The following is a 16,971-nucleotide window of genomic DNA, read 5'->3' as shown; positions in this document are numbered from 1 at the left end:
GTACGAACGCGCCGGCAATCGGCGCCGCCTCACGGAGTCGGCCGCGCGCGCGAACCGCCTGGCCGCGGCATGCGGCGGCGCGAGCACTCCCGCCCTGCGCGCCGCCGCCCAGCCCCTGCCGCTGACCGCCAGGGAACGCGAGATCGCCAATCTGGTCGCGGCGGGCCTGTCCAACCGCCAGATCGCCGACCGGCTCACCGTTTCGGTGCGCACCGTCGAGGGCCACCTCTACCGCGCCTGCGGGAAAGTGAACGTGACCGACCGCGACGCGCTGGGCGCGCTCATCCGCGGGGAGAAGCCCGCGGACACGCGTGAGGACAACGGAACCGGGTAGCCGCCCAACATGACTTCACCCGAGCACGCCTCCGCGAATCCGGACTCCGCCGACACCCCCGCCGAGCAGAACCCCGACGTCGAGGTCATCGGCTACTCCGTGCCGCCCGCCGACGATCCGGACAATCCCGAAGAAGGCCCCCGCGGCGAATAACCGCCCGCTCCGGCCGTATCCCTCGGGCTAGGCTGACTGTTCGTAGTCGGGACGGAGGGGTGACATGGACAGACGCGGTCTCGTGGTCGGCGCGGCGGCAGCCGCCCTGGTCCTGTCCCTGAGCGCCTGCACCGAGTCCGGCTCCCCGGTGCCGGCCACGACACCCGTCTCCACCTCGTCCACGCTCTCGCCCGAGCAGCAGGACAACCTCCGCATTGCCCGGCGCCTCGCCGAACTCGGGTGCGACACCAACAGTTGCATCCAGACCTACTTCGCGTGCAAGGACGGCTACCTCACCGGCGAGGCATGCGACTTCTACCGCAGACATCCGCTCTGATCGCGGAGCCGGTGTTCGGCTCTGTCAGAGCGCGCCGTTCCCGGTCGCCCACTCGGCGGTGGGGGCAGCGATGAGTTCGGCGTTCTGATCGTGACCGAGATGCGGGAGTTCCCGGTGATGGGCCAGCGGCAGGGCCTTCGCGGTCGCGGCGGCGGCGGTCTTGATGCTCGCGGCACTGTCGGCGCCGGACAGGACGAGGGCGGGCACGGTCAGGCCGGACCAGTCGGCCGGGCGCAGGGCCTCGCCGCGGGTGTAGGGGCCGATCACCGCCCAGTCGTGCGGGGTCGAGGCGGCGAGGGCCTTCATGGTGCGCCAATACGGAGTCAGGCGCATGGTCGTGACCATCGTCGGCGGCACGCCCATCACCTTGCGCAGGTAGAAGGCGGCGGCGCGGCCGGACTTGCCGTCGGCGACGAGCTGGTTCAGGCGGGTGCCGAGGTCGGTGGGCGGGACGTGACCGGATCGGTCCACGACGAACGGCGGCTCGAACGCCACCACCCGCGTGAGCGCCGGAACGCGGTCCGAGGCCGCTGCCCGCAGGGCCAGTATCGCGCCGGCCGACCAGCCGAACAGCGTCACCGGACCGCCCGCGGCGCTCGCCAGCGCCGCGAGGTCGTCGATCTCGTTGCCCGCCTGGTAGACGCCGGGAGTATCGCCGCTGTCACCGCGCCCGCGCCGGTCGTAGACGATCGCCGCCAGGCCGTGCTCGTCGGACAGCAGCCGGGCCAGCTCGGTCAGCTTGGGCGAATGCCGGTCTTCGAGCGCGCCGCTGACGAGGATGACCGTGCCTGGTGCCGAATTCCGCGCGCCGATCCGGTCGAACGCGATCGTGGTGCCATCCGCCGAGGTCACCGTCTCCATGCGTATGCTTCCTTCCGGTCTTTCGCCCCGGCCGCTGCCGGCTCGGTCATCGGTCCCGTCGCTTCCATCATCCGGTGCCAGGCTCGTTCGCCCGGCACCGCGTCCACAGTGCCCGCGCCGCCGATGCGGCACCGCGCGTGTCGGGCGTATCGATAGCCGAATCACATATGTGAGCGGACGGCGTCGGACCCACTACGATGACCCGAACTCGGAGGAAGGCAGCTTGTGACGGCAACGTTCGATGTGGGTGCGCATTCGCAGTCGCTGGTGGGACACCACTACCGGCTCGACGACTACTACGAGGTCGGACGGGAGAAGATCCGCGAATACGCCCGCGCCGTGCAGGATTACCATCCGGCGCACTGGCAGGAGAAGGCCGCGGCCGAACTCGGCTACACCGGCCTGGTCACGCCGCCCACGTTCTTCTCGATCCCGGCGATGCTGGCCAACCGCAGGCTCTTCGAGTCCGTGGTCAAGGGCTACGACGTCTACGTGCAGACCGATCAGGTCTTCGAGTGGTACCACCCTGTCGTCGCGGGCGACCGTCTGACCAGCGATGTGGAACTCTCCTCGGTCCGGCGGATCGCGGGCAAGGATCTGCTGACCGTCACCAACACCTTCACCGACCAGGCGGGCAGTGTGGTGCAGGTCATGCACACCACCGTCGTCGGCATCACCGCCGAGGAGGTCGACCCCGGCATCGGTGACGCCATGAAGACCGTCATCATGCACGGCCTCGACGTGGACGCCCCGGCCACCACCGTCGCCGAGGGAGTGCGATCGCCCGCCGAGGACGGCTCGCTCTCGACCCGGTTCGCCGCCCCACGCGCCCCGCACACCGCGGTGCGCTTCGACGAGGTCGCGGTCGGCGACGCGCTCCCGCCGCGCACCGTGACGCTGACCCGCGGTGATCTGGTCAACTACGCCGGCGTGGCCGGTGACGCGAACCCGATCCACTGGAACGAGCGCATCGCGACGCTGGCCGGCCTGCCCGATGTCATCGCTCACGGCATGCTCACCATGGCCTGCGGCGCCGGTTTCGTCACCGACTGGCTCGGCGATCCGGGCGCGCTGGCCAAGTACACGGTGCGCCTGTCGAATTACACCGTGGTCGAGGCGGATTCGGTCGGCATCGTCGAATACACCGGCAAGATCAAGTCGGTCGATCCCGAGTCGAGGACCGCCGTCGTCCTCATCACCGCGAAGTCGGTGGGTCGCAAGATCTTCGGCCTCGCCACCGCCGAGGTCCGCCTCTCCTGAGCTGCGGCCGGACGGTGCCCGGTCGTCGTCGGACGGCCGGGCGGACCGGGCTCAGTCGGCGCGGTCGCGGACCCACGAGGGCTGGATGAACACGGCATCCGCTTCGACCGCGAGTTCGCCGCCGACCGACAGGGATCCGACGACGAACGTCTTCGCCCCTTCGACTCGGTCGACGCGCGCCTCGACGCGGATCTTCCCCAGGGGCGTCGGCTTGCGGTACCTGAGCGCGAGGGTGCCGGTGAACGAGGGCTGTCCGCCGTGAGCCGCTGCCATGCCGAGGAGCTGGTCCAGCAGCAGGGCGGAGACTCCGCCGTGCACCAGTCCGGGCGGCCCCTCGTAGGCGGCGCCGAGGGTGAGCTCGGCCCAGTGCAGCCCGGTGTCGTCGCGTTCGACGACCATCGGCGGCGCGATCGGATTGCGCACGCCCACCGCCGCGTTGCCCCACGCCATCATGGTGCCGTCGGAAGTGAATCTGGCACCGAAGGAGCCGTCGATCTGCTGCGCGCGCAGCCGGGCGGTCGCCGCGCGGACGGTTGCCTCGACCTCGCGAATGGTGTGCTCGTCGACCTCGGTGCGGACGGTCGCGTCCACGAGCTCACGGACCGCCTGCGTGAGCGGCCCGTACAGAGCGATGCGGCGGTCGATTTCGGCGGCGTCGATGTCGTCGAAGTGGATCTGCACGCGTACCTGCCATCATGTCGTGAGCGCTCTGGGTGGAGGTCGCCCGTGGCCGGTAGGCCTGGGTTTTCCTTCGAAAGTAAGTTACCAACCGGTTGGAATCGGCTGTCGTTGCCCTGGTTGCCGGCCGATCATGCGGGCACACCGCTCCTCGGGCGACGGTGGCCGCGGTGCGGCGGCCGCCGGTGAACCGTCCGGCTGCCGGAGTGGGCCTGCGACATTGCGGCCGCTTTGTGGTAGCGCGCGGTGCGGGTGGCGCGAGGGGCCGATCAGAACAGCGTCGGTTCGCCGAAGCCCGGGGTCCGCTCGATCTCGAGCAACCGCGCCTTCGTGCCGATGCCACCCGGCGCGGAGAACCCGTGCAGCGCGTGGTCGGCCGCGAGGACCCGATGGCACGGAACGATCAGGGCGATGGGGTTGCGGCCGAGCGCCTGCCCGACCGCCTGCGCCGCGCCGGGCAACCCGACGCGTTCGGCGACCTGCCCGTAGCTCAGCGTGTGACCGGGATCGATCGCGCGGGTGATCTCGTAGACCTTGCGGTGGAAGTCCGGCACGCCGCTGAGATCGAGTGGTATCCACCGCAGATCGTCCAGCGTGCCCGAGAGATGGGCGCGGACGCCGTCGACGGCCGCTCGGATCACGCCGGTCGGCTCGGCCTCCGAAGTACCGGCCCGAAGCAGCCGCGCCCGCGCCGTGGCCGGATCGGCCTCTGGCAGCAGGAAGCCGACCACCGCACCCGCACGCCAGTTGATCGTGCACTCGCCGATCGCTGTATCGAACAGCGCGGTGAAGATGCGCGCCGTGTTGGTCGGCGCGTCGTCGGGCCCCGTGGGACTCGAGGCCGCGGGACCGGACCGACGGGCTGGTGCACTCATGGGACCAGTGTGCACCCGGGGTCCGACGCGAAAGGAACTCGCGGCCAGTCCAGTCCAGTTTTCTGCAACTGGACTGGACTGGTTCTCTGGTCGCGCAACGGCGCGGCCGGGCTGAGCGGAAGAACGGAGCGCCGGGCTGCCGCCGCTCGCTGATCAGGCGGCTCTGCTGTCCTCCTCGTGGCTGCGCACGGCCGTGATATCCCGCAATTGCCGCTGATAGTCATAAGATCCGGGATCGGAGTCGCGGTGTGTGCCCGGCATGCGGAGCTGCTCCTGCAGCCGGGAGGCGACCGGCCGTCGGCGGACGGACCGGTAGGCCAGGAGGGCGACGGCAAGCGCGATCAGGAGCGGCAGCAGAGTGGTCATTCCCCCAGGGTCGGGCCACTGGCCTTGCTTTTGAATATCCACTACGCGAATACTGGACTTTATGGCGACTCGAGTGATCGGCGCGGCCGGACTGGCGCGCGACCTGGGCAACTGGCGCACGGTCGGTGCGGACGAGCCCGTGCACCGCGGCAGGCCCGCCTACCTCGCGCTCGCCGAGGGCATCCGGCTGCTCATCCACGACGGCCGCGCCCCGCTCGGCGTCGCGCTGCCGAGCGAACGGGATCTGGCCGCCACTCTCGGCGTCAGCCGCACCACCATCACCTCGACCTACGCCCTGCTGCGCGAACACGGCTATCTCATCAGCAGGCAGGGATCGCGTTCCACGGTGGCGCTGCCACCGAGCGTGCCCAGCGATGGCACCAAGGCCTCGCGCGGCATCCTCGCCACGATCATGGCGCCCGAGCTGACCACCGTGGACCTCACCTATGCCGCCATGACCGCTCCGGAGGGCATCGAAGAGGCGTATTCCGACGCGCTGCAACGGCTTCCGACCTACCTGGGCACGCACGGCATGGATCCGGTAGGCATGCTGGCCCTGCGCGAAGCCGTCGCCCGCCGCTACACCGATCGCGGACTGCCCACCGACCCCGACCAGATCCTCATCACCCTCGGCGCCCAGCACGGCCTGCGCCTGCTGCTCAACGTGCTCGCCGCCCCCGCGGCCCGGGTGCTCATCGAGCATCCCTCCTACCCGAACGCCATCGAGGCGATCCGGGACGTCGGCGCCCGCCCCATACCGGTGCCGCTGCTGCTCGAGAACCCCGCCGCCGGGTGGGATCTCGACGGTATCCGCAGCGCCGCCCGCCAGACCGCCGCGACGTTGGCCTACCTGGTCCCCGACTTCAACAACCCCACCGGCATGCTGCTCGACGCCGACGGCCGCGCCGAGCTGGCCGCGATCGCCCGCGAGACCAGGATGACGATCATCGTCGACGAATCCATGGTCGATCTCGGCCTCGATCCGCACACCGAGACCATGCCGCCGCCGGTGGCCGTGTACGGCAAGGGCAGCGAGATCATCACCATCGGCTCCGCCTCGAAATCGTTCTGGGGCGGTCTGCGGGTCGGCTGGATCCGCACCGGCGCGTCGCTGATCACCCGGCTGCTCGGCAGCCGTGCCACCGTCGACCTCGGCACCCCTGTGATGGACCAGCTCGCCACCGTCCACCTGCTCGAACACGCCGACGAGGCCCTGGCCCGGCGCCGCGAGCAGCTCCGCGCCCAGCGCGCCGCCCTGCTCGACACCATCGCCGAGGAACTGCCGGACTGGAAGGTGCACCCCGGCGCGGGCGGCATGTCGGTCTGGGCGCAACTGCCCGCCCCCGTCTCCACCGCCCTGGCCGCCACCGCGCCGAACCACGGCGTATTGCTCGCCGCCGGACCACGTTTCGGCGTGCAGGGCGCGTTCGAACGGTTCGTCCGCCTGCCCTTCATCCACCCGGAGCCGACACTGCGGCTCGCCGTCGAATCGATCGCGTCGGCCTACAACGCGCTCACCCCGCGCGCCGCGCAACCGCTCGACCCGCTGAACCTTTCCGTGCGCTGAGCTCCGCCCCGTCGGCTGAATCGGCTCGGTCCGTGGCTCGGGTTCGTCGAACCGGCGCGGCGCGTGGCTCGGGCTCGGTCCTGTCGAACCGGCGCGGCGCGCCCGCCGACTCTCCCGGCCACGATCGCCGCCGGGGCGATGGCCGGTGTACGCCCTACCCCGGAAACGCGAACGGCCCCGCCGCGACAGCGAATCGCGGCGGGGCCGTCGGCGTGGGATCTCAGTCCGCCCAGACGGATTCGATCGGGGTGCCCTCGTTCGGGGGCGGGGTCGGCACGGCCGCAGGCGTGCGCGAGAAGCGCGGCGCGGGCGCGTGCTGCACGACGCCGTCGATCTCCACCAGGCCGGTGCGCGCGACGATGTGCTCGTTCTCGGTGGCCTCGCTCAGCGTGAGCACCGGGGTGGTGCAGGCGTCGGTGCCCGCGAAGATCTCGGCCCACTCGTCGCGGGTCTTGGTCTTGAATTTCTCGGTGAACAGCTTTCGCAGGTCTTCCTGGGCGTTCGGGTCGATCTGGGCGGGCAGGTCCGCCGGATCCAGCTCGAGGCCCTTCAGCAGCTCGGCGTAGAACTGCGGCTCGATCGCGCCGACGGCCATGTACTTGCCGTCGGCGGTCTCGTAGGTGTCGTAGAAGGCCATGCCGGTGTCGAGCAGGTTGGTGCCGCGCTCGTCGGACCACAGGCCCACCCCGCGCATGCCCCAGATCATGTGCGAGAGCGCCAGCGCGCCGTCGACCATCGCGGAGTCGATGACCTGGCCCTTGCCGGAGTTCTGCCGCTCGACCAGCGCCGCCAGGATGCCGAACACCAAGAACATGGAGCCGCCGCCGAAGTCGCCGACCATGTTCAGCGGCGGCACCGGGCGCTCACCCTTGCGGCCGATGGCGTGCAGCACACCGGTCAGCGAGATGTAGTTGATGTCGTGACCGGCGCGATCGGCCAGCGGGCCGAACTGGCCCCAGCCGGTCATCCGGCCGTACACCAGGCGCGGGTTGCGGGCCAGCGCCTGCTCCGGGCCCAGACCCATGCGCTCGGTGACGCCGGGGCGGAAGCCCTCGATCAGCACGTCGGCCTTCTCGATCAGACCGAGCACCTTCTCGACATCGGCCGGATCCTTGAGGTTGGCCTCGACGATCGTGCGGCCACGCCACTGCGGGCGTTCCATCACGGCGGAGAACTGGTTGGGCCGCTGGACGCGCACGACATCGGCGCCCAGGTCGGCCAGCAGCAGGGCGGCGTGCGGGCCGGGGCCGATGCCTGCCAGCTCGACAACACGGATGCCCGCGAGCGGGCCCTGCTTGGTGGCGGTGGATGGTGTGCTCACGCCTTACCTCGGTTCGTCGTTGATCCAGGTCACCGGCAGCCGGTGCCTCCCGCCGGAGCGGGCCCGGCGAGCTGTATTGACACTATGACAATAACTGTGGCTCGGACAGGCCCTGCCCCGCGTGCACATCACGCCGCGATGGGCGAGAATCCGTGCGGCGCGCGAGAGCGGGCGGACGGAGGGACGCGAGCATGAGTGTGTGGGGCGAAATCGTCGTCGGCCTGGTGATCCTGGTCGGATTGGTCGGCATCATCGTGCCGGTGCTGCCGGGTGTCCTCGCCATCTTCGGCGCCATCCTGGTCTGGGCGATCATGACCGGCGGGGCGACGGCCTGGGCGGTCTTCGCGATCGCCACGGTGCTGCTCGTGGTGTCCGGGGTGATCAAGTACCTCTGGCCCGGCCGCAACATGAAGGAAGCGGGGGTTCCCAACCGGGCCTTGTTCCTCGGGGCGGCACTGGCCATCGTCGGCTTCTTCGTCATCCCCGTGGTCGGCCTGTTCGTCGGCTTCGTCCTCGGCGTCTACCTCAGCGAACTGCAACGTCTGAGCGATGGCAAACAGGCGTGGACATCGACCGTGCACGCTCTCAAGGGCGTCGGCCTGTCGATCCTCGTCGAACTCGCCGGCGCGCTGCTGGCCACCTGCGTCTGGGTGATCGGCGCCATCGTCGCCTGAGCGGGGTCGCCCGCTCGAAACGCTGTTGCCGGACCCGCCGTCACCAGATAGCGTCGCCTGCCATGGTGGCGTGGTCTCAGCTGGCGACCTTCGCGGGGCTGGCATTCGTGCTGGTGGCGCTGCCGGGGCCGAGTGTGCTGTTCACCGTCGGCCGGGCGCTGACGGTCGGGCGGCGAGTCGCGTTGCTGACCGTCGCGGGCAATGCGGCGGGCATATACGCGCAGGTCGTCGCCGTGGCGTTCGGGCTCGGCGCGGTGGTGGTGGCGTCTGCGACGGTCTTCACCGTGATCAAGCTGGCCGGCGCGCTGTATCTGGTCTACCTCGGGGTGCAGGCGATCCGGCATCGCGCGAAGCTCGCGGGGGCCTTCGATTCCGGGGGAGCAGCCGATGCCGTCGCCACGGTGAGCGCGCTGCGCGACGGCTTCGTCGTCGGCTTCGCCAATCCGAAGACCATCGTGTTCCTGGCCGCCCTGCTGCCGCAGGTGGTCGATCCGGCCCGTGGCACGGCGACCGAGCAGATGCTCGTGCTCGGTCTGTGCATCCCGGCGTTCGGGCTGGTCTGCGACTCGCTGTGGGCGATGGTCGCGGGTTCCGCGCGGACATGGCTGGCTCGCACGCCCCGCCGCCTGGCCGCGGTGGGTGGGGCGAGCGGGCTCGTCATGATCGGGCTCGGCGCCTCGCTGGCCCTCACCGGCCGCAAGGACTGACTCTCCCGCGAGAGCGAGCGCGCGTCAGTAGTCGACGATCCCGAACGGAATGGTGTCGGCGGGTTCGAAGGCGGCCGGGGGCTTGCGCCGGATGGGCTGCGTGGTCGCCTCCGGGGCGGGCAGCGGCAAGGTCGGATCCGGGTCGTCGAACTCCGGGCGCTGCCGGGCGGGCAGGCGGTAGAACGCCCGGGCGTTGTCTTCGAGCACCGCGTACATGTCCGCGCCGACCACATCGCAGATCAGGTCGACGTCGGAATCGCGGAACGGGCGGCCCGCCCTGGCGCCGGGCAGGTCGCTGCCGAACATGAGGGCCTCGGGATTGACCGCGTGGATGCGGCGCAGCGTGTCGGCCACGTTCATCGCGACCCGGCCGAACCCGGTGGCCTTCACCCGCGCGCCCCGGTCGACGAGGTCGAGCAGGTAGGGCAGGCCCTCCTGGGACATGCCGAGATGGTCGACCGAGAGCGCGGGCAGCTTGGAGATCACCGGCTGCAGCGAGGCGAGCATCTGCCCGTCGACGTAGACCTCGACGTGCCAGCCGGCCAGCTCGTGGGCGCGCAGGGCCTGCACGGTCATGCGGGTGATGTCGGTGGCCGCCCGCTTGAGATTGAAGCGCAGCGCGCGCACGCCGACGCGGTCGAGTTCGACGATCTCGTCGTCGCTCGCGTCGAGGTCGAGGCGGGTCACCCCGACCCAGTCCTCGCCGAGCTCGGCCAGCGCCGCTTTCAGATACGCCTGATCGGTGCCCTGGAACGACGCGCTGACCACGGCCCCGCCCTGGACGTCGAAGCGCGCCATCCGCTTTCGGTAGTCGGCGATGGTGTACGGCTCGGGCAGGTAGCCCTCGTTCTCGGTCAGCGGGAACCGCGGATCGATGATGTGGACATGTGCGTCGAACACTTGTACAGAATGCCTCGAGATCGCGTCGCTGTCGCACTCCTCCCATCGGCAAGCACGGGGAGGCGGACATGGAAGAGGGGCGCACGCTGCGCCCCTCTCCGGATGGAATTCGGAAAAACTAGACCTTGTGCGGTTCGCTGGCGCGCAGCATGTCCTCGCGCTCGACGACCTTGACCCGCTCACGGCCTTCCGGCTCGCCCAGCGAGCGCTCGTGCGCGTCGAGGCGGTACCAGCCGGCCCAGGTGGTGAACGGCAGGCCCTTGGCTTCCAGGAAGTCGATCACGGCCTGCGGGTCCGGGTTCTCGGCGGGGGTGAACGACGGTGCGTCGTCGAGCAGGCAGGCGATGGTCTCGTTCGCGTCGCCCTTGGTGTGGCCGATCAGGCCGACCGGGCCGCGCTTGATCCAGCCGGTGACATAGGTGGCCGGGATGTAGCGGGCGGGGCCGTCGGCGTTCTCGTCGGCCAGCACGCGACCGGCCTCGTTCGGCACGGTGCCCGCCTGGTCGTCGAAGGGCAGTTCGCTGATGTTCTGCGACAGGTAGCCCACGGCGCGGTAGACGGCCTGGACGTCCCAGTCCTTGAACACGCCGGTGCCCTTGACGTTGCCGGTGCCGTCGAGCTGGGTGCGTTCGGTGCGCAGGCCGACGACCTTGCCGTTCTCGTCGCCGACGACCTCGGCCGGGGACTCGAAGAAGTGCAGGAACAGCTTGTGCGGGCGATCGCCCTGGTCGCGGATGGCCCACTGCTCGAGGGTGTTGGCGACCATGTCGACCTGCTTGGAGTGGCGGCGCGCGGCCTCGGAGCCCTCGTCGTAGTCGATGTCCTCGGGATCGACGATGACCTCGATGTTCGGCGAGTGGTCGAGCTCGCGCAGCTCCAGCGGGGTGAACTTGGCCTGCGCCGGGCCGCGACGTCCGAAGACGTGCACCTCGACGGCCTTGTTGGCCTTGAGGCCCTCGTAGACGTTCGGCGGGATCTCGGTGGGCAGCAGCTCGTCACCGGTCTTGGCCAGCACGCGGGCGATGTCGAGGGCGACATTGCCGACGCCGAGGACGGCGACCTTCTCGGCCTCCAGCGGCCAGGTGCGGGGCACATCGGGGTGGCCGTCGTACCAGGAGACGAAGTCGGCCGCGCCGTAGGAGCCGTCCAGGTCGATGCCGGGAACGTTCAGCGCCCGGTCGGCGTTGGCGCCGGTGGAGAAGATCACCGCGTCGTAGAAGCGACGCAGGTCGTCGAGGGTGATGTCGGTGCCGTAGTCGATATTGCCGAGCAGGCGCACCTGCTCCTTGTCGAGCACCTTGTGCAGGGCGGTGATGATGCCCTTGATGCGCGGATGATCCGGGGCGACGCCGTAGCGGATCAGACCGAACGGCGCGGGCATGCGCTCGTAGAGGTCGATGCTGACATCGGCATCGGACTTCATCAACGCGTCGGCGGCGTAGATTCCGGCCGGCCCGGCGCCCACGATCGCGATGCGGAGCGGGCGTGCGCCGTTGGCCGGCGCTGCACTCTGTTCGGTCATCTTTTACGCGCACCCTTATCGGTCGAAAACTTCAACTGGAGTTTGTTCTCAGCTTAGGCCCTTGTACTTAGCCCAGGCTAAGTCGACGCTTCGATCCGGTCGCCAGGCCGGAAGGAACGTCAGCCGCTCGCCGTCGGAAATCCAGGTCACGGCGGCTCCTCGCGGGGCCGTGATCGGCCATTCTATCGGGTGGGGCCCGCACGCCTTCGCGGCGTGGTCCCCGCAGTCACCACGCTACCCGCGTGAGCGAGCCGGGCAACCGCCCCGTCGGGGGCCGCCGCCGGTGCGAGCCCGCTCACCAGGGATCATCGATCCATGGCCGACAGCGAACGCCCAGCACCGGACGAGCCCGTCATCCCGATCGATCAGACCGACGAGCGGTCGATGACGCCGTTCATCGCCGCGGGGGTGGTCGCGGTGCTGGTGGTGATCGCCATCGTGCTGGGCGGGGTGCTCTCGCCCGCTGAGAAAAATGTCACAGAGGCCGATCGGATCAGTGCGGCTGTGCACAACTTCGTCGAGGGTGTGAACGAAACCGACGAGGTGCCGCCGCCCGGCGCCGCGTGCGCGGACTTCGACCCCGGCCGCTCGCCGCTGGCGGCGCCGGAAGATTCCGGCAAGACAATCGAACTGAGGTCGGTCACCGACCACACCGTCAACGGCGACCGCGCGAAGGCCACCGTCACGACCACGATCGACGGCGTCGCGCAGACCGGTACCTGGAACCTGGTGCGCGGCGAGCGCGGCTGGCTGGTCTGCACCGAGTGAATCGGTTGACAGCGTGACTTCGGGGCGTGCAATCTCGGAACCGAGGTCATGAGTACCAGCGCCAAGCCCCGGCTGGCTGGTCGGCAACCCTCCTCCGCGGCGGGGTGCTCCGGGTGACGACCCGGCCGTATCGATGACGGTGCGGCAAGTGCGGATTCACAGGAGGTTGGAATGAGTTATGCCGGGGACATCACCCCGTCGCAGGCGTGGGAGCTGTTGCGTGACAATCCCGCGGCTGTCCTGATCGACGTGCGCACCGAAGCCGAATGGCGCTTCGTGGGCGTGCCCGAAACCAGCGCCATCGACCGGCCCACCGTGCTGATCGAATGGGTCGACGGTACGGGCTCGCCCAACCCGCGCTTCGCCGAGCAGCTGAGCAAGGCCCTGGCCGGGCGCGATCCCGAGGCTCCCGTCGTCTTCCTGTGTCGCTCCGGCCAGCGTTCCGCACACGCCGCCGGTGTGGCGACAGATCTGGGAATCACCCCCGCGTACAACGTGATCGACGGTTTCGAGGGTCCGCTGGACGCCGACGGTCGTCGCGGTGGCGCGGGCTGGCGGGCCGAGGGCCTGCCGTGGAGGCAGTCGTGATCACCGGAGGCGCGTTCGACAAGCCACTGCCCGAGGGCGTCGGCCCCGCCACCCTCGGGGTGCGCGGCGGGCTGCGCCGCTCCGGTTTCGAGGAGACCGCCGAGGCGCTGTACCTGACCTCCGGTTTCGTCTACGAGAGCGCCGAGGCCGCCGAGGCCGCGTTCACCGGCGAGGTCGAGCACTTCGTCTACTCCCGCTACGGCAACCCCACCGTGGCGATGTTCGAGGAACGCATCCGCCTGATGGACGACGCGGAGGCCGCGTTCGCCACCGCCAGCGGCATGTCGGCGGTGTTCACCGCGCTCGGCGCGCTGCTGAAGGCAGGCGATCGTCTCGTCGCCGCGCGCAGCCTGTTCGGCTCCTGCTTCGTGGTGTGCAACGAGATTCTGCCGCGCTGGGGGGTGGAGACGGTGTTCGTCGACGGCGAGGACCTCGACCAGTGGGAGCAGGCGCTGTCGGTGCCCACCACGGCCGTGTTCTTCGAGACTCCGGCCAACCCGATGCAGACCCTCGTGGACGTGCGCCGGGTGACCGAGCTCGCCCATGCCGCGGGCGCGAAGGTGGTGCTGGACAACGTCTTCGCCACCCCGCTGCTGCAGAAGGGCTTCGATCTCGGCGCCGACGTGATCGTCTACTCCGGCACCAAGCACATCGACGGCCAGGGCCGGGTGCTCGGCGGCGCGATCCTGGGCAGCCAGGAATACATCGACGGCCCCGTCAAGAACCTCATGCGCCACACGGGCCCCGCGTTGAGCCCGTTCAACGCCTGGACCCTGCTCAAGGGCCTGGAGACCATGCCGCTGCGCGTGCGGCACTCGACGGAATCGGCGCTGAAGATCGCCCGCTTCCTCGAAGGCAACTCCTCGGTGGGCTGGGTGAAATACCCGTTCCTGGAATCGCATCCGCAGTACGACCTGGCCCGCAGCCAGATGTCCGGCGGCGGCACCGTGGTCACCTTCGAGCTCGCCGCCGCCGACGGCGAGGGCAAGAAGCGCGCCTTCGAGGTGCTCGACCGGTTGCGGATCATCGACATCTCCAACAACCTGGGCGATGCCAAGACGCTGATCACCCACCCGGCCACCACCACCCATCGCGCGATGGGCCCGGAAGGCCGCGCGGGCATCGGCTTGAGCGACGGCGTGGTGCGCATCTCCGTCGGCCTCGAGGACGTCGAGGATCTGCTCGGCGATCTCGAACAAGCTTTGAGCTGAGACGTTTTCGAGCCCGCCGGCTCGTACGAACACGATTCGGCCCCACCGCTCGAAAGAGCGGCGGGGCCGAACTGTCGTGGTCGACCGGGTCGCACTCCGGTCGGGCCGGGATGCGCCCCGTCTCAGCCGAGCGCGCGCAGGCGCGGGGCGAGATCGCGCTGGAACAGGCCGAGGAAGCGGCGCTGGTCGTGGCCCGGCGCGTGGAAGACCAGGTGGTTCAGCCCCGCGTCCAGATACGGCTTGATCTGCTCGACCGCCTCGTCCGGATCGCTGGCCACGATCCACCGCTTGGCGATCTGCTCGATCGGCAGCGCGTCGGCGGCGGCTTCCATCTCGATCGGGTCGGTGATGCTGTGCTTCTGTTCCGCGGTCAGCGACAGCGGCGCCCAGAAACGCGTGTTCTCCAGCGCCAGTTCGGGATCGGTGTCGTAGGAGATCTTGATCTCGATCATCCGGTCGATGTCGTCGACGGTGCGCTCCACCTTCGCCGCGCCCTCGGCCAGCGCGGGCATCAGCTTCTCGGTGTAGAGCTCCATGCCCTTGCCCGAGGTGCAGATGAACCCGTCGCCCGCGCGCCCGGCGTAGCGGGCCACCAGCGGACCGCCCGCGGCGATGTAGACGGGCACCCCGCCCTCGGGCACGTCGTAGATCGACGCGCCGACGGTCTTGTAGTACTGCCCGTCGAAGTCGACGCGATCACCGGTCCACAGCGCCCGCATCAGGTCCACCGACTCGCGCAGCCGCGCGAACCGCTCCTTGAACTCCGGCCATTCGCCCTGGTAACCGGTGGCGATCTCGTTGAGCGCCTCACCGGTGCCCACACCCAGCATCACGCGCCCCGGATACAGGCAACCCATGGTGGCGAAGGCCTGCGCGATCACCGCCGGGTTGTAGCGGAAGGTCGGGGTCAGCACCGAGGTGCCCAGCTGGATGCGTTCGGTGTGCGCGCCCACGGCCGCCATCCAGGCCAGCGAGAACGGCGCGTGCCCGCCCTTGTGCCGCCAGGGCTGGAAGTGGTCGCTGACGCTGGTCGAGTCCATGCCGTGCTCTTCGGCCAGGACCGCGATGTCCACCAGTTCGCGTGGACCGAATTGTTCCGCCGACGCCTTGTATCCCAGCTTGAGATCACCCATGTGCGCGTCTCCTCTGTCGCTCGTGTGCTCGGCTCTCACCGCCGATTCCGACCCTAATCGAGGAACCGCTCCGGACACCGATCGACGTCGTGGAAGAGCACGTCCACCCGGCGTGGATCTCCGAACCGGGCCGCCGCCGACCCGAGCCCGTGTGCGCGATGATTTCGGCTACGGGCCCGAGGGCTGGGCGTCGCTGCTCTCTGTGCTTGCCAGGATCGCGCTCGCGACGACATCGCGCACTGACGTGCCGTTTCGCCGAGGCGGAAGACAGCTCAGTCGGCCGGCGCGACCCGGATGAGATTGCCGTCGGGGTCGGTGGCCAGGAAAGTGCGCCCGAACACCTCGTCGTGCGGTTCCATCGCGATGCGCACGCCCCTGGCCACCCAGTCGCGGTGCAGCGCGTCGATCCGGTCGGCGCCGCCGTCGATCGTCAGGCACACCTCGCTGGTTCGTGTCACCGCGGTCAGGTTGTCGTCCTCGACCCCGCTCCAGAGCGCGAGCTGAACGCCGCCACCCAGGTCGAAGGCGACGAAGCGGGGGGCTTCGTACAGCGGCTTGATGTCGAAGAGTTCGCCGTAGAAGCGGGCCGAGGCGGGCGCGTCGGTGACGTAGACGATGAACATGTTCGGTGCGGTCATGTGCGTACTCCATGTGTCGATGACAGTGACCGCAGCAGAGTGCAATTCATATACGACGGAATCCGTCGTGATTTCTGGAATTGTCGAAAATATGACCCCGGATCGCTTCTTCGCCCTGCTGCTGGCCCTGCAGACACGCGACTGCCTCACCACCGCCGACCTGGCCGACCAGGTGGGCGTCTCCACCCGCACGGTGGTGCGCGACCTGCGCTGGCTGCAGGACGCCGGCTTCCCGGTCCTGATCCGGCGCGGCAGGTGGGGAGGGGTCTCGCTGCTGCCCGGCGGCGCGCTCGACACCGCCCGCCTGACCCCCGACGAGCGCGACCACCTCGCGCTCGTCGGCCTCGACCACGCACAGCGCGACCAGCTCGGTGGCCGCGACGACGGCCGCCGCGCCCTGGACAAGGTGACTCCGCGCGCACGGCCCCGACCCGGACAACTGCTGCCGTTGAGCGCGGTGATCGTCACCGACAACCGGCCGTGGTTCTCGATGCCCACCGGCGGCGTGGAACCGGCGAGGCTCGCGGGAGACCTGCGGCGCGGCGTGCGACTGCGCATCAACTACCGGCGCGCCACCGAAGCCGAGCCCACCTGGCAGGTCGTCGATCCCTACGGCCTGCTCGCCAAGGGCGGCCGCTGGTACCTCGTCGCCGACAAGCAGGGCAGTCCGCGCCTGTATCTGCTCGAACGCCTGGCCGACTGGGAGCCACTGCGCGTCCCGCGCCGGTTGCGCCCGGGCGTGACGGCGGCGCAGGTCGCCGCCCAGGTCACCGCGAACTGGGAGAACACCGAGAATCTGCGCGTCGAGGGCCTGTTGAGTGTGAGCCAAGCAGAGCGGGCGCAACGAATCCTCGGCACCCGCCTCACCCTCCACCCGCCCGCGGACGGCGAGCGGATCCCGTTCACCCTCACCTGCCGCGTCCTCGAAGACGTCCGCCAGCTCCTGCCCTTCGCCGACCAGGTACTCGTCACCGCCCCCGCCGAAGCCCGCGCCCACCTGCGCGAGCTGGCCGCCCGCACGCTCGCGCAATACAGCTCACCGTGACCTCCGTGCGCGACGGCCACCCCGCGATGGCGC

The 16,971-nt window shown here is 69.9% G+C and carries 20 protein-coding genes and 1 riboswitch; of the genes, 11 read left to right on the top strand and 9 right to left on the bottom strand.

Annotated elements, in window-relative coordinates; all coding sequences use genetic code 11:
• The 3 genes from ON26_RS25365 to ON26_RS25360 form a co-directional block, all read left to right on the top strand.
• Window positions 1-334, top strand: a 334-nt coding sequence (locus ON26_RS25365; RefSeq protein WP_040799293.1) for a helix-turn-helix domain-containing protein, incomplete at its 5' end; no start/stop codon positions are given.
• A gap of 9 nt (window positions 335-343) precedes the next feature.
• Window positions 344-487, top strand: coding sequence for a hypothetical protein (locus ON26_RS33590; protein ID WP_157171996.1), 144 nt, complete (start codon window positions 344-346; stop codon window positions 485-487).
• A 64-nt stretch (window positions 488-551) separates the two neighbouring features.
• Window positions 552-824 carry a hypothetical protein gene (locus ON26_RS25360; RefSeq protein WP_040799291.1) on the top strand — a complete coding sequence of 91 codons (273 nt, stop codon included), beginning with the start codon at window positions 552-554 and terminating at the stop codon, window positions 822-824.
• 24 nt (window positions 825-848) lie between these two features.
• Here the strand turns inward: ON26_RS25360 and ON26_RS25355 are convergent, their stop codons facing one another.
• The gene (locus tag ON26_RS25355; protein WP_040799289.1) at window positions 849-1,685 is read right to left on the bottom strand and encodes an alpha/beta hydrolase; all 837 of its coding nucleotides are present in this window, start codon (window positions 1,683-1,685) and stop codon (window positions 849-851) included.
• A 243-nt stretch (window positions 1,686-1,928) separates the two neighbouring features.
• Here ON26_RS25355 and ON26_RS25350 point away from each other — a divergent pair, with 243 nt between their 5' ends.
• Window positions 1,929-2,945: a fused (3R)-hydroxyacyl-ACP dehydratase subunits HadA/HadB gene (locus tag ON26_RS25350; RefSeq protein WP_040799287.1), complete on the top strand. Its 1,017-nt coding sequence runs from the start codon at window positions 1,929-1,931 to the stop codon at window positions 2,943-2,945.
• Window positions 2,946-2,996: 51 nt separating this feature from the next.
• Here the strand turns inward: ON26_RS25350 and ON26_RS25345 are convergent, their stop codons facing one another.
• The 3 genes from ON26_RS25345 to ON26_RS25335 all read right to left on the bottom strand — a co-directional run bounded on the left by ON26_RS25345 (window position 2,997) and on the right by ON26_RS25335 (window position 4,864).
• The gene (locus tag ON26_RS25345) at window positions 2,997-3,626 is read right to left on the bottom strand and encodes a PaaI family thioesterase (protein ID WP_040799285.1); all 630 of its coding nucleotides are present in this window, start codon (window positions 3,624-3,626) and stop codon (window positions 2,997-2,999) included.
• Between the two features lie 266 nt (window positions 3,627-3,892).
• A complete protein-coding gene (locus ON26_RS25340) occupies window positions 3,893-4,498 on the bottom strand; it encodes a methylated-DNA--[protein]-cysteine S-methyltransferase (protein ID WP_083884341.1) in 606 nt (201 codons plus the stop codon).
• A gap of 153 nt (window positions 4,499-4,651) precedes the next feature.
• Window positions 4,652-4,864, bottom strand: a complete 213-nt coding sequence (locus ON26_RS25335; protein WP_040799283.1) for a hypothetical protein — start codon at window positions 4,862-4,864, stop codon at window positions 4,652-4,654.
• Between the two features lie 61 nt (window positions 4,865-4,925).
• Here ON26_RS25335 and yczR point away from each other — a divergent pair, with 61 nt between their 5' ends.
• Entirely contained in the window at window positions 4,926-6,431 is a 1,506-nt protein-coding gene (gene yczR / locus ON26_RS25330; RefSeq protein ID WP_040799281.1) for a MocR-like transcription factor YczR, read from the top strand.
• 220 nt (window positions 6,432-6,651) lie between these two features.
• Here the strand turns inward: yczR and ON26_RS25325 are convergent, their stop codons facing one another.
• A complete protein-coding gene (locus tag ON26_RS25325) occupies window positions 6,652-7,752 on the bottom strand; it encodes a CaiB/BaiF CoA transferase family protein (RefSeq protein ID WP_040799279.1) in 1,101 nt (366 codons plus the stop codon).
• 191 nt (window positions 7,753-7,943) lie between these two features.
• Here ON26_RS25325 and ON26_RS25320 point away from each other — a divergent pair, with 191 nt between their 5' ends.
• Window positions 7,944-8,426, top strand: a complete 483-nt coding sequence (locus tag ON26_RS25320; RefSeq protein WP_040799277.1) for a DUF456 domain-containing protein — start codon at window positions 7,944-7,946, stop codon at window positions 8,424-8,426.
• Window positions 8,427-8,488: 62 nt separating this feature from the next.
• Entirely contained in the window at window positions 8,489-9,133 is a 645-nt protein-coding gene (locus ON26_RS25315; RefSeq protein ID WP_040799275.1) for a LysE family translocator, read from the top strand.
• 24 nt (window positions 9,134-9,157) lie between these two features.
• On the opposite strand, the gene ON26_RS25310 is transcribed toward ON26_RS25315, so the two are convergent.
• Both ON26_RS25310 and ON26_RS25305 read right to left on the bottom strand, forming a co-directional pair.
• Complete coding sequence (locus tag ON26_RS25310; RefSeq protein WP_040799273.1) at window positions 9,158-10,033, bottom strand: amidohydrolase family protein; 876 nt, start codon at window positions 10,031-10,033, stop codon at window positions 9,158-9,160.
• A 118-nt stretch (window positions 10,034-10,151) separates the two neighbouring features.
• A complete protein-coding gene (locus ON26_RS25305) occupies window positions 10,152-11,555 on the bottom strand; it encodes an FAD-dependent oxidoreductase (RefSeq protein ID WP_040799271.1) in 1,404 nt (467 codons plus the stop codon).
• Window positions 11,556-11,870: 315 nt separating this feature from the next.
• On the opposite strand from ON26_RS25305, the gene ON26_RS25300 reads away from it, so the two are divergent.
• The 3 genes from ON26_RS25300 (at window position 11,871) to ON26_RS25290 (ending at window position 14,122) form a co-directional block, all read left to right on the top strand.
• On the top strand, window positions 11,871-12,323 hold the full coding sequence (locus ON26_RS25300; RefSeq protein ID WP_051027546.1) for an Rv0361 family membrane protein: 453 nt from the start codon (window positions 11,871-11,873) through the stop codon (window positions 12,321-12,323).
• Between the two features lie 44 nt (window positions 12,324-12,367).
• Window positions 12,368-12,480: riboswitch (SAM riboswitch) on the top strand.
• A 14-nt stretch (window positions 12,481-12,494) separates the two neighbouring features.
• Window positions 12,495-12,911, top strand: coding sequence for a rhodanese-like domain-containing protein (locus tag ON26_RS25295; RefSeq protein ID WP_040799269.1), 417 nt, complete (start codon window positions 12,495-12,497; stop codon window positions 12,909-12,911).
• Window positions 12,908-14,122 (top strand): O-succinylhomoserine sulfhydrylase, encoded by a 1,215-nt coding sequence (locus ON26_RS25290; protein ID WP_051027556.1) that lies wholly within the window; start codon window positions 12,908-12,910, stop codon window positions 14,120-14,122. Before ON26_RS25295 ends, ON26_RS25290 begins: the two co-directional genes overlap by 4 nt.
• A gap of 122 nt (window positions 14,123-14,244) precedes the next feature.
• Here ON26_RS25290 and fgd read toward each other — a convergent pair whose 3' ends face one another.
• Both fgd and ON26_RS25280 read right to left on the bottom strand, forming a co-directional pair.
• Complete coding sequence (gene fgd / locus ON26_RS25285; RefSeq protein ID WP_040799265.1) at window positions 14,245-15,255, bottom strand: glucose-6-phosphate dehydrogenase (coenzyme-F420); 1,011 nt, start codon at window positions 15,253-15,255, stop codon at window positions 14,245-14,247.
• Between the two features lie 272 nt (window positions 15,256-15,527).
• Entirely contained in the window at window positions 15,528-15,893 is a 366-nt protein-coding gene (locus ON26_RS25280) for a VOC family protein (RefSeq protein WP_040799263.1), read from the bottom strand.
• A gap of 91 nt (window positions 15,894-15,984) precedes the next feature.
• On the opposite strand from ON26_RS25280, the gene ON26_RS25275 reads away from it, so the two are divergent.
• Complete coding sequence (locus tag ON26_RS25275) at window positions 15,985-16,938, top strand: helix-turn-helix transcriptional regulator (protein ID WP_040799262.1); 954 nt, start codon at window positions 15,985-15,987, stop codon at window positions 16,936-16,938.
• The last annotated feature ends 33 nt before the right edge of the window (window positions 16,939-16,971 follow it).

Origin of the sequence: Nocardia higoensis NBRC 100133, assembly GCF_000308595.1 — a bacterium.
In the GTDB taxonomy this organism is placed as follows: domain Bacteria; phylum Actinomycetota; class Actinomycetes; order Mycobacteriales; family Mycobacteriaceae; genus Nocardia; species Nocardia higoensis.
The sequence above is the reverse complement of the archived record's forward strand: the minus strand, read 5'-3'. Positions and strand labels throughout refer to the sequence as shown.

Bases quoted from the DNA above. Each gene is read 5' to 3' on its own strand.
- ON26_RS25275 (WP_040799262.1), top strand. From the start codon at position 15,985: ATGACCCCGGATCGCTTCTTCGCCCTGCTGCTGGCCCTGCAGACACGC.
- ON26_RS25335 (WP_040799283.1), bottom strand. From the start codon at position 4,864: ATGACCACTCTGCTGCCGCTCCTGATCGCGCTTGCCGTCGCCCTCCTG.
- yczR (WP_040799281.1), top strand. From the start codon at position 4,926: ATGGCGACTCGAGTGATCGGCGCGGCCGGACTGGCGCGCGACCTGGGC.
- ON26_RS25315 (WP_040799275.1), top strand. From the start codon at position 8,489: ATGGTGGCGTGGTCTCAGCTGGCGACCTTCGCGGGGCTGGCATTCGTG.
- fgd (WP_040799265.1), bottom strand. From the start codon at position 15,255: ATGGGTGATCTCAAGCTGGGATACAAGGCGTCGGCGGAACAATTCGGT.
- ON26_RS33590 (WP_157171996.1), top strand. From the start codon at position 344: ATGACTTCACCCGAGCACGCCTCCGCGAATCCGGACTCCGCCGACACC.
- ON26_RS25355 (WP_040799289.1), bottom strand. From the start codon at position 1,685: ATGGAGACGGTGACCTCGGCGGATGGCACCACGATCGCGTTCGACCGG.
- ON26_RS25305 (WP_040799271.1), bottom strand. From the start codon at position 11,555: ATGACCGAACAGAGTGCAGCGCCGGCCAACGGCGCACGCCCGCTCCGC.
- ON26_RS25360 (WP_040799291.1), top strand. From the start codon at position 552: ATGGACAGACGCGGTCTCGTGGTCGGCGCGGCGGCAGCCGCCCTGGTC.
- ON26_RS25300 (WP_051027546.1), top strand. From the start codon at position 11,871: ATGGCCGACAGCGAACGCCCAGCACCGGACGAGCCCGTCATCCCGATC.
- ON26_RS25280 (WP_040799263.1), bottom strand. From the start codon at position 15,893: ATGACCGCACCGAACATGTTCATCGTCTACGTCACCGACGCGCCCGCC.
- ON26_RS25320 (WP_040799277.1), top strand. From the start codon at position 7,944: ATGAGTGTGTGGGGCGAAATCGTCGTCGGCCTGGTGATCCTGGTCGGA.
- ON26_RS25295 (WP_040799269.1), top strand. From the start codon at position 12,495: ATGAGTTATGCCGGGGACATCACCCCGTCGCAGGCGTGGGAGCTGTTG.
- ON26_RS25340 (WP_083884341.1), bottom strand. From the start codon at position 4,498: ATGAGTGCACCAGCCCGTCGGTCCGGTCCCGCGGCCTCGAGTCCCACG.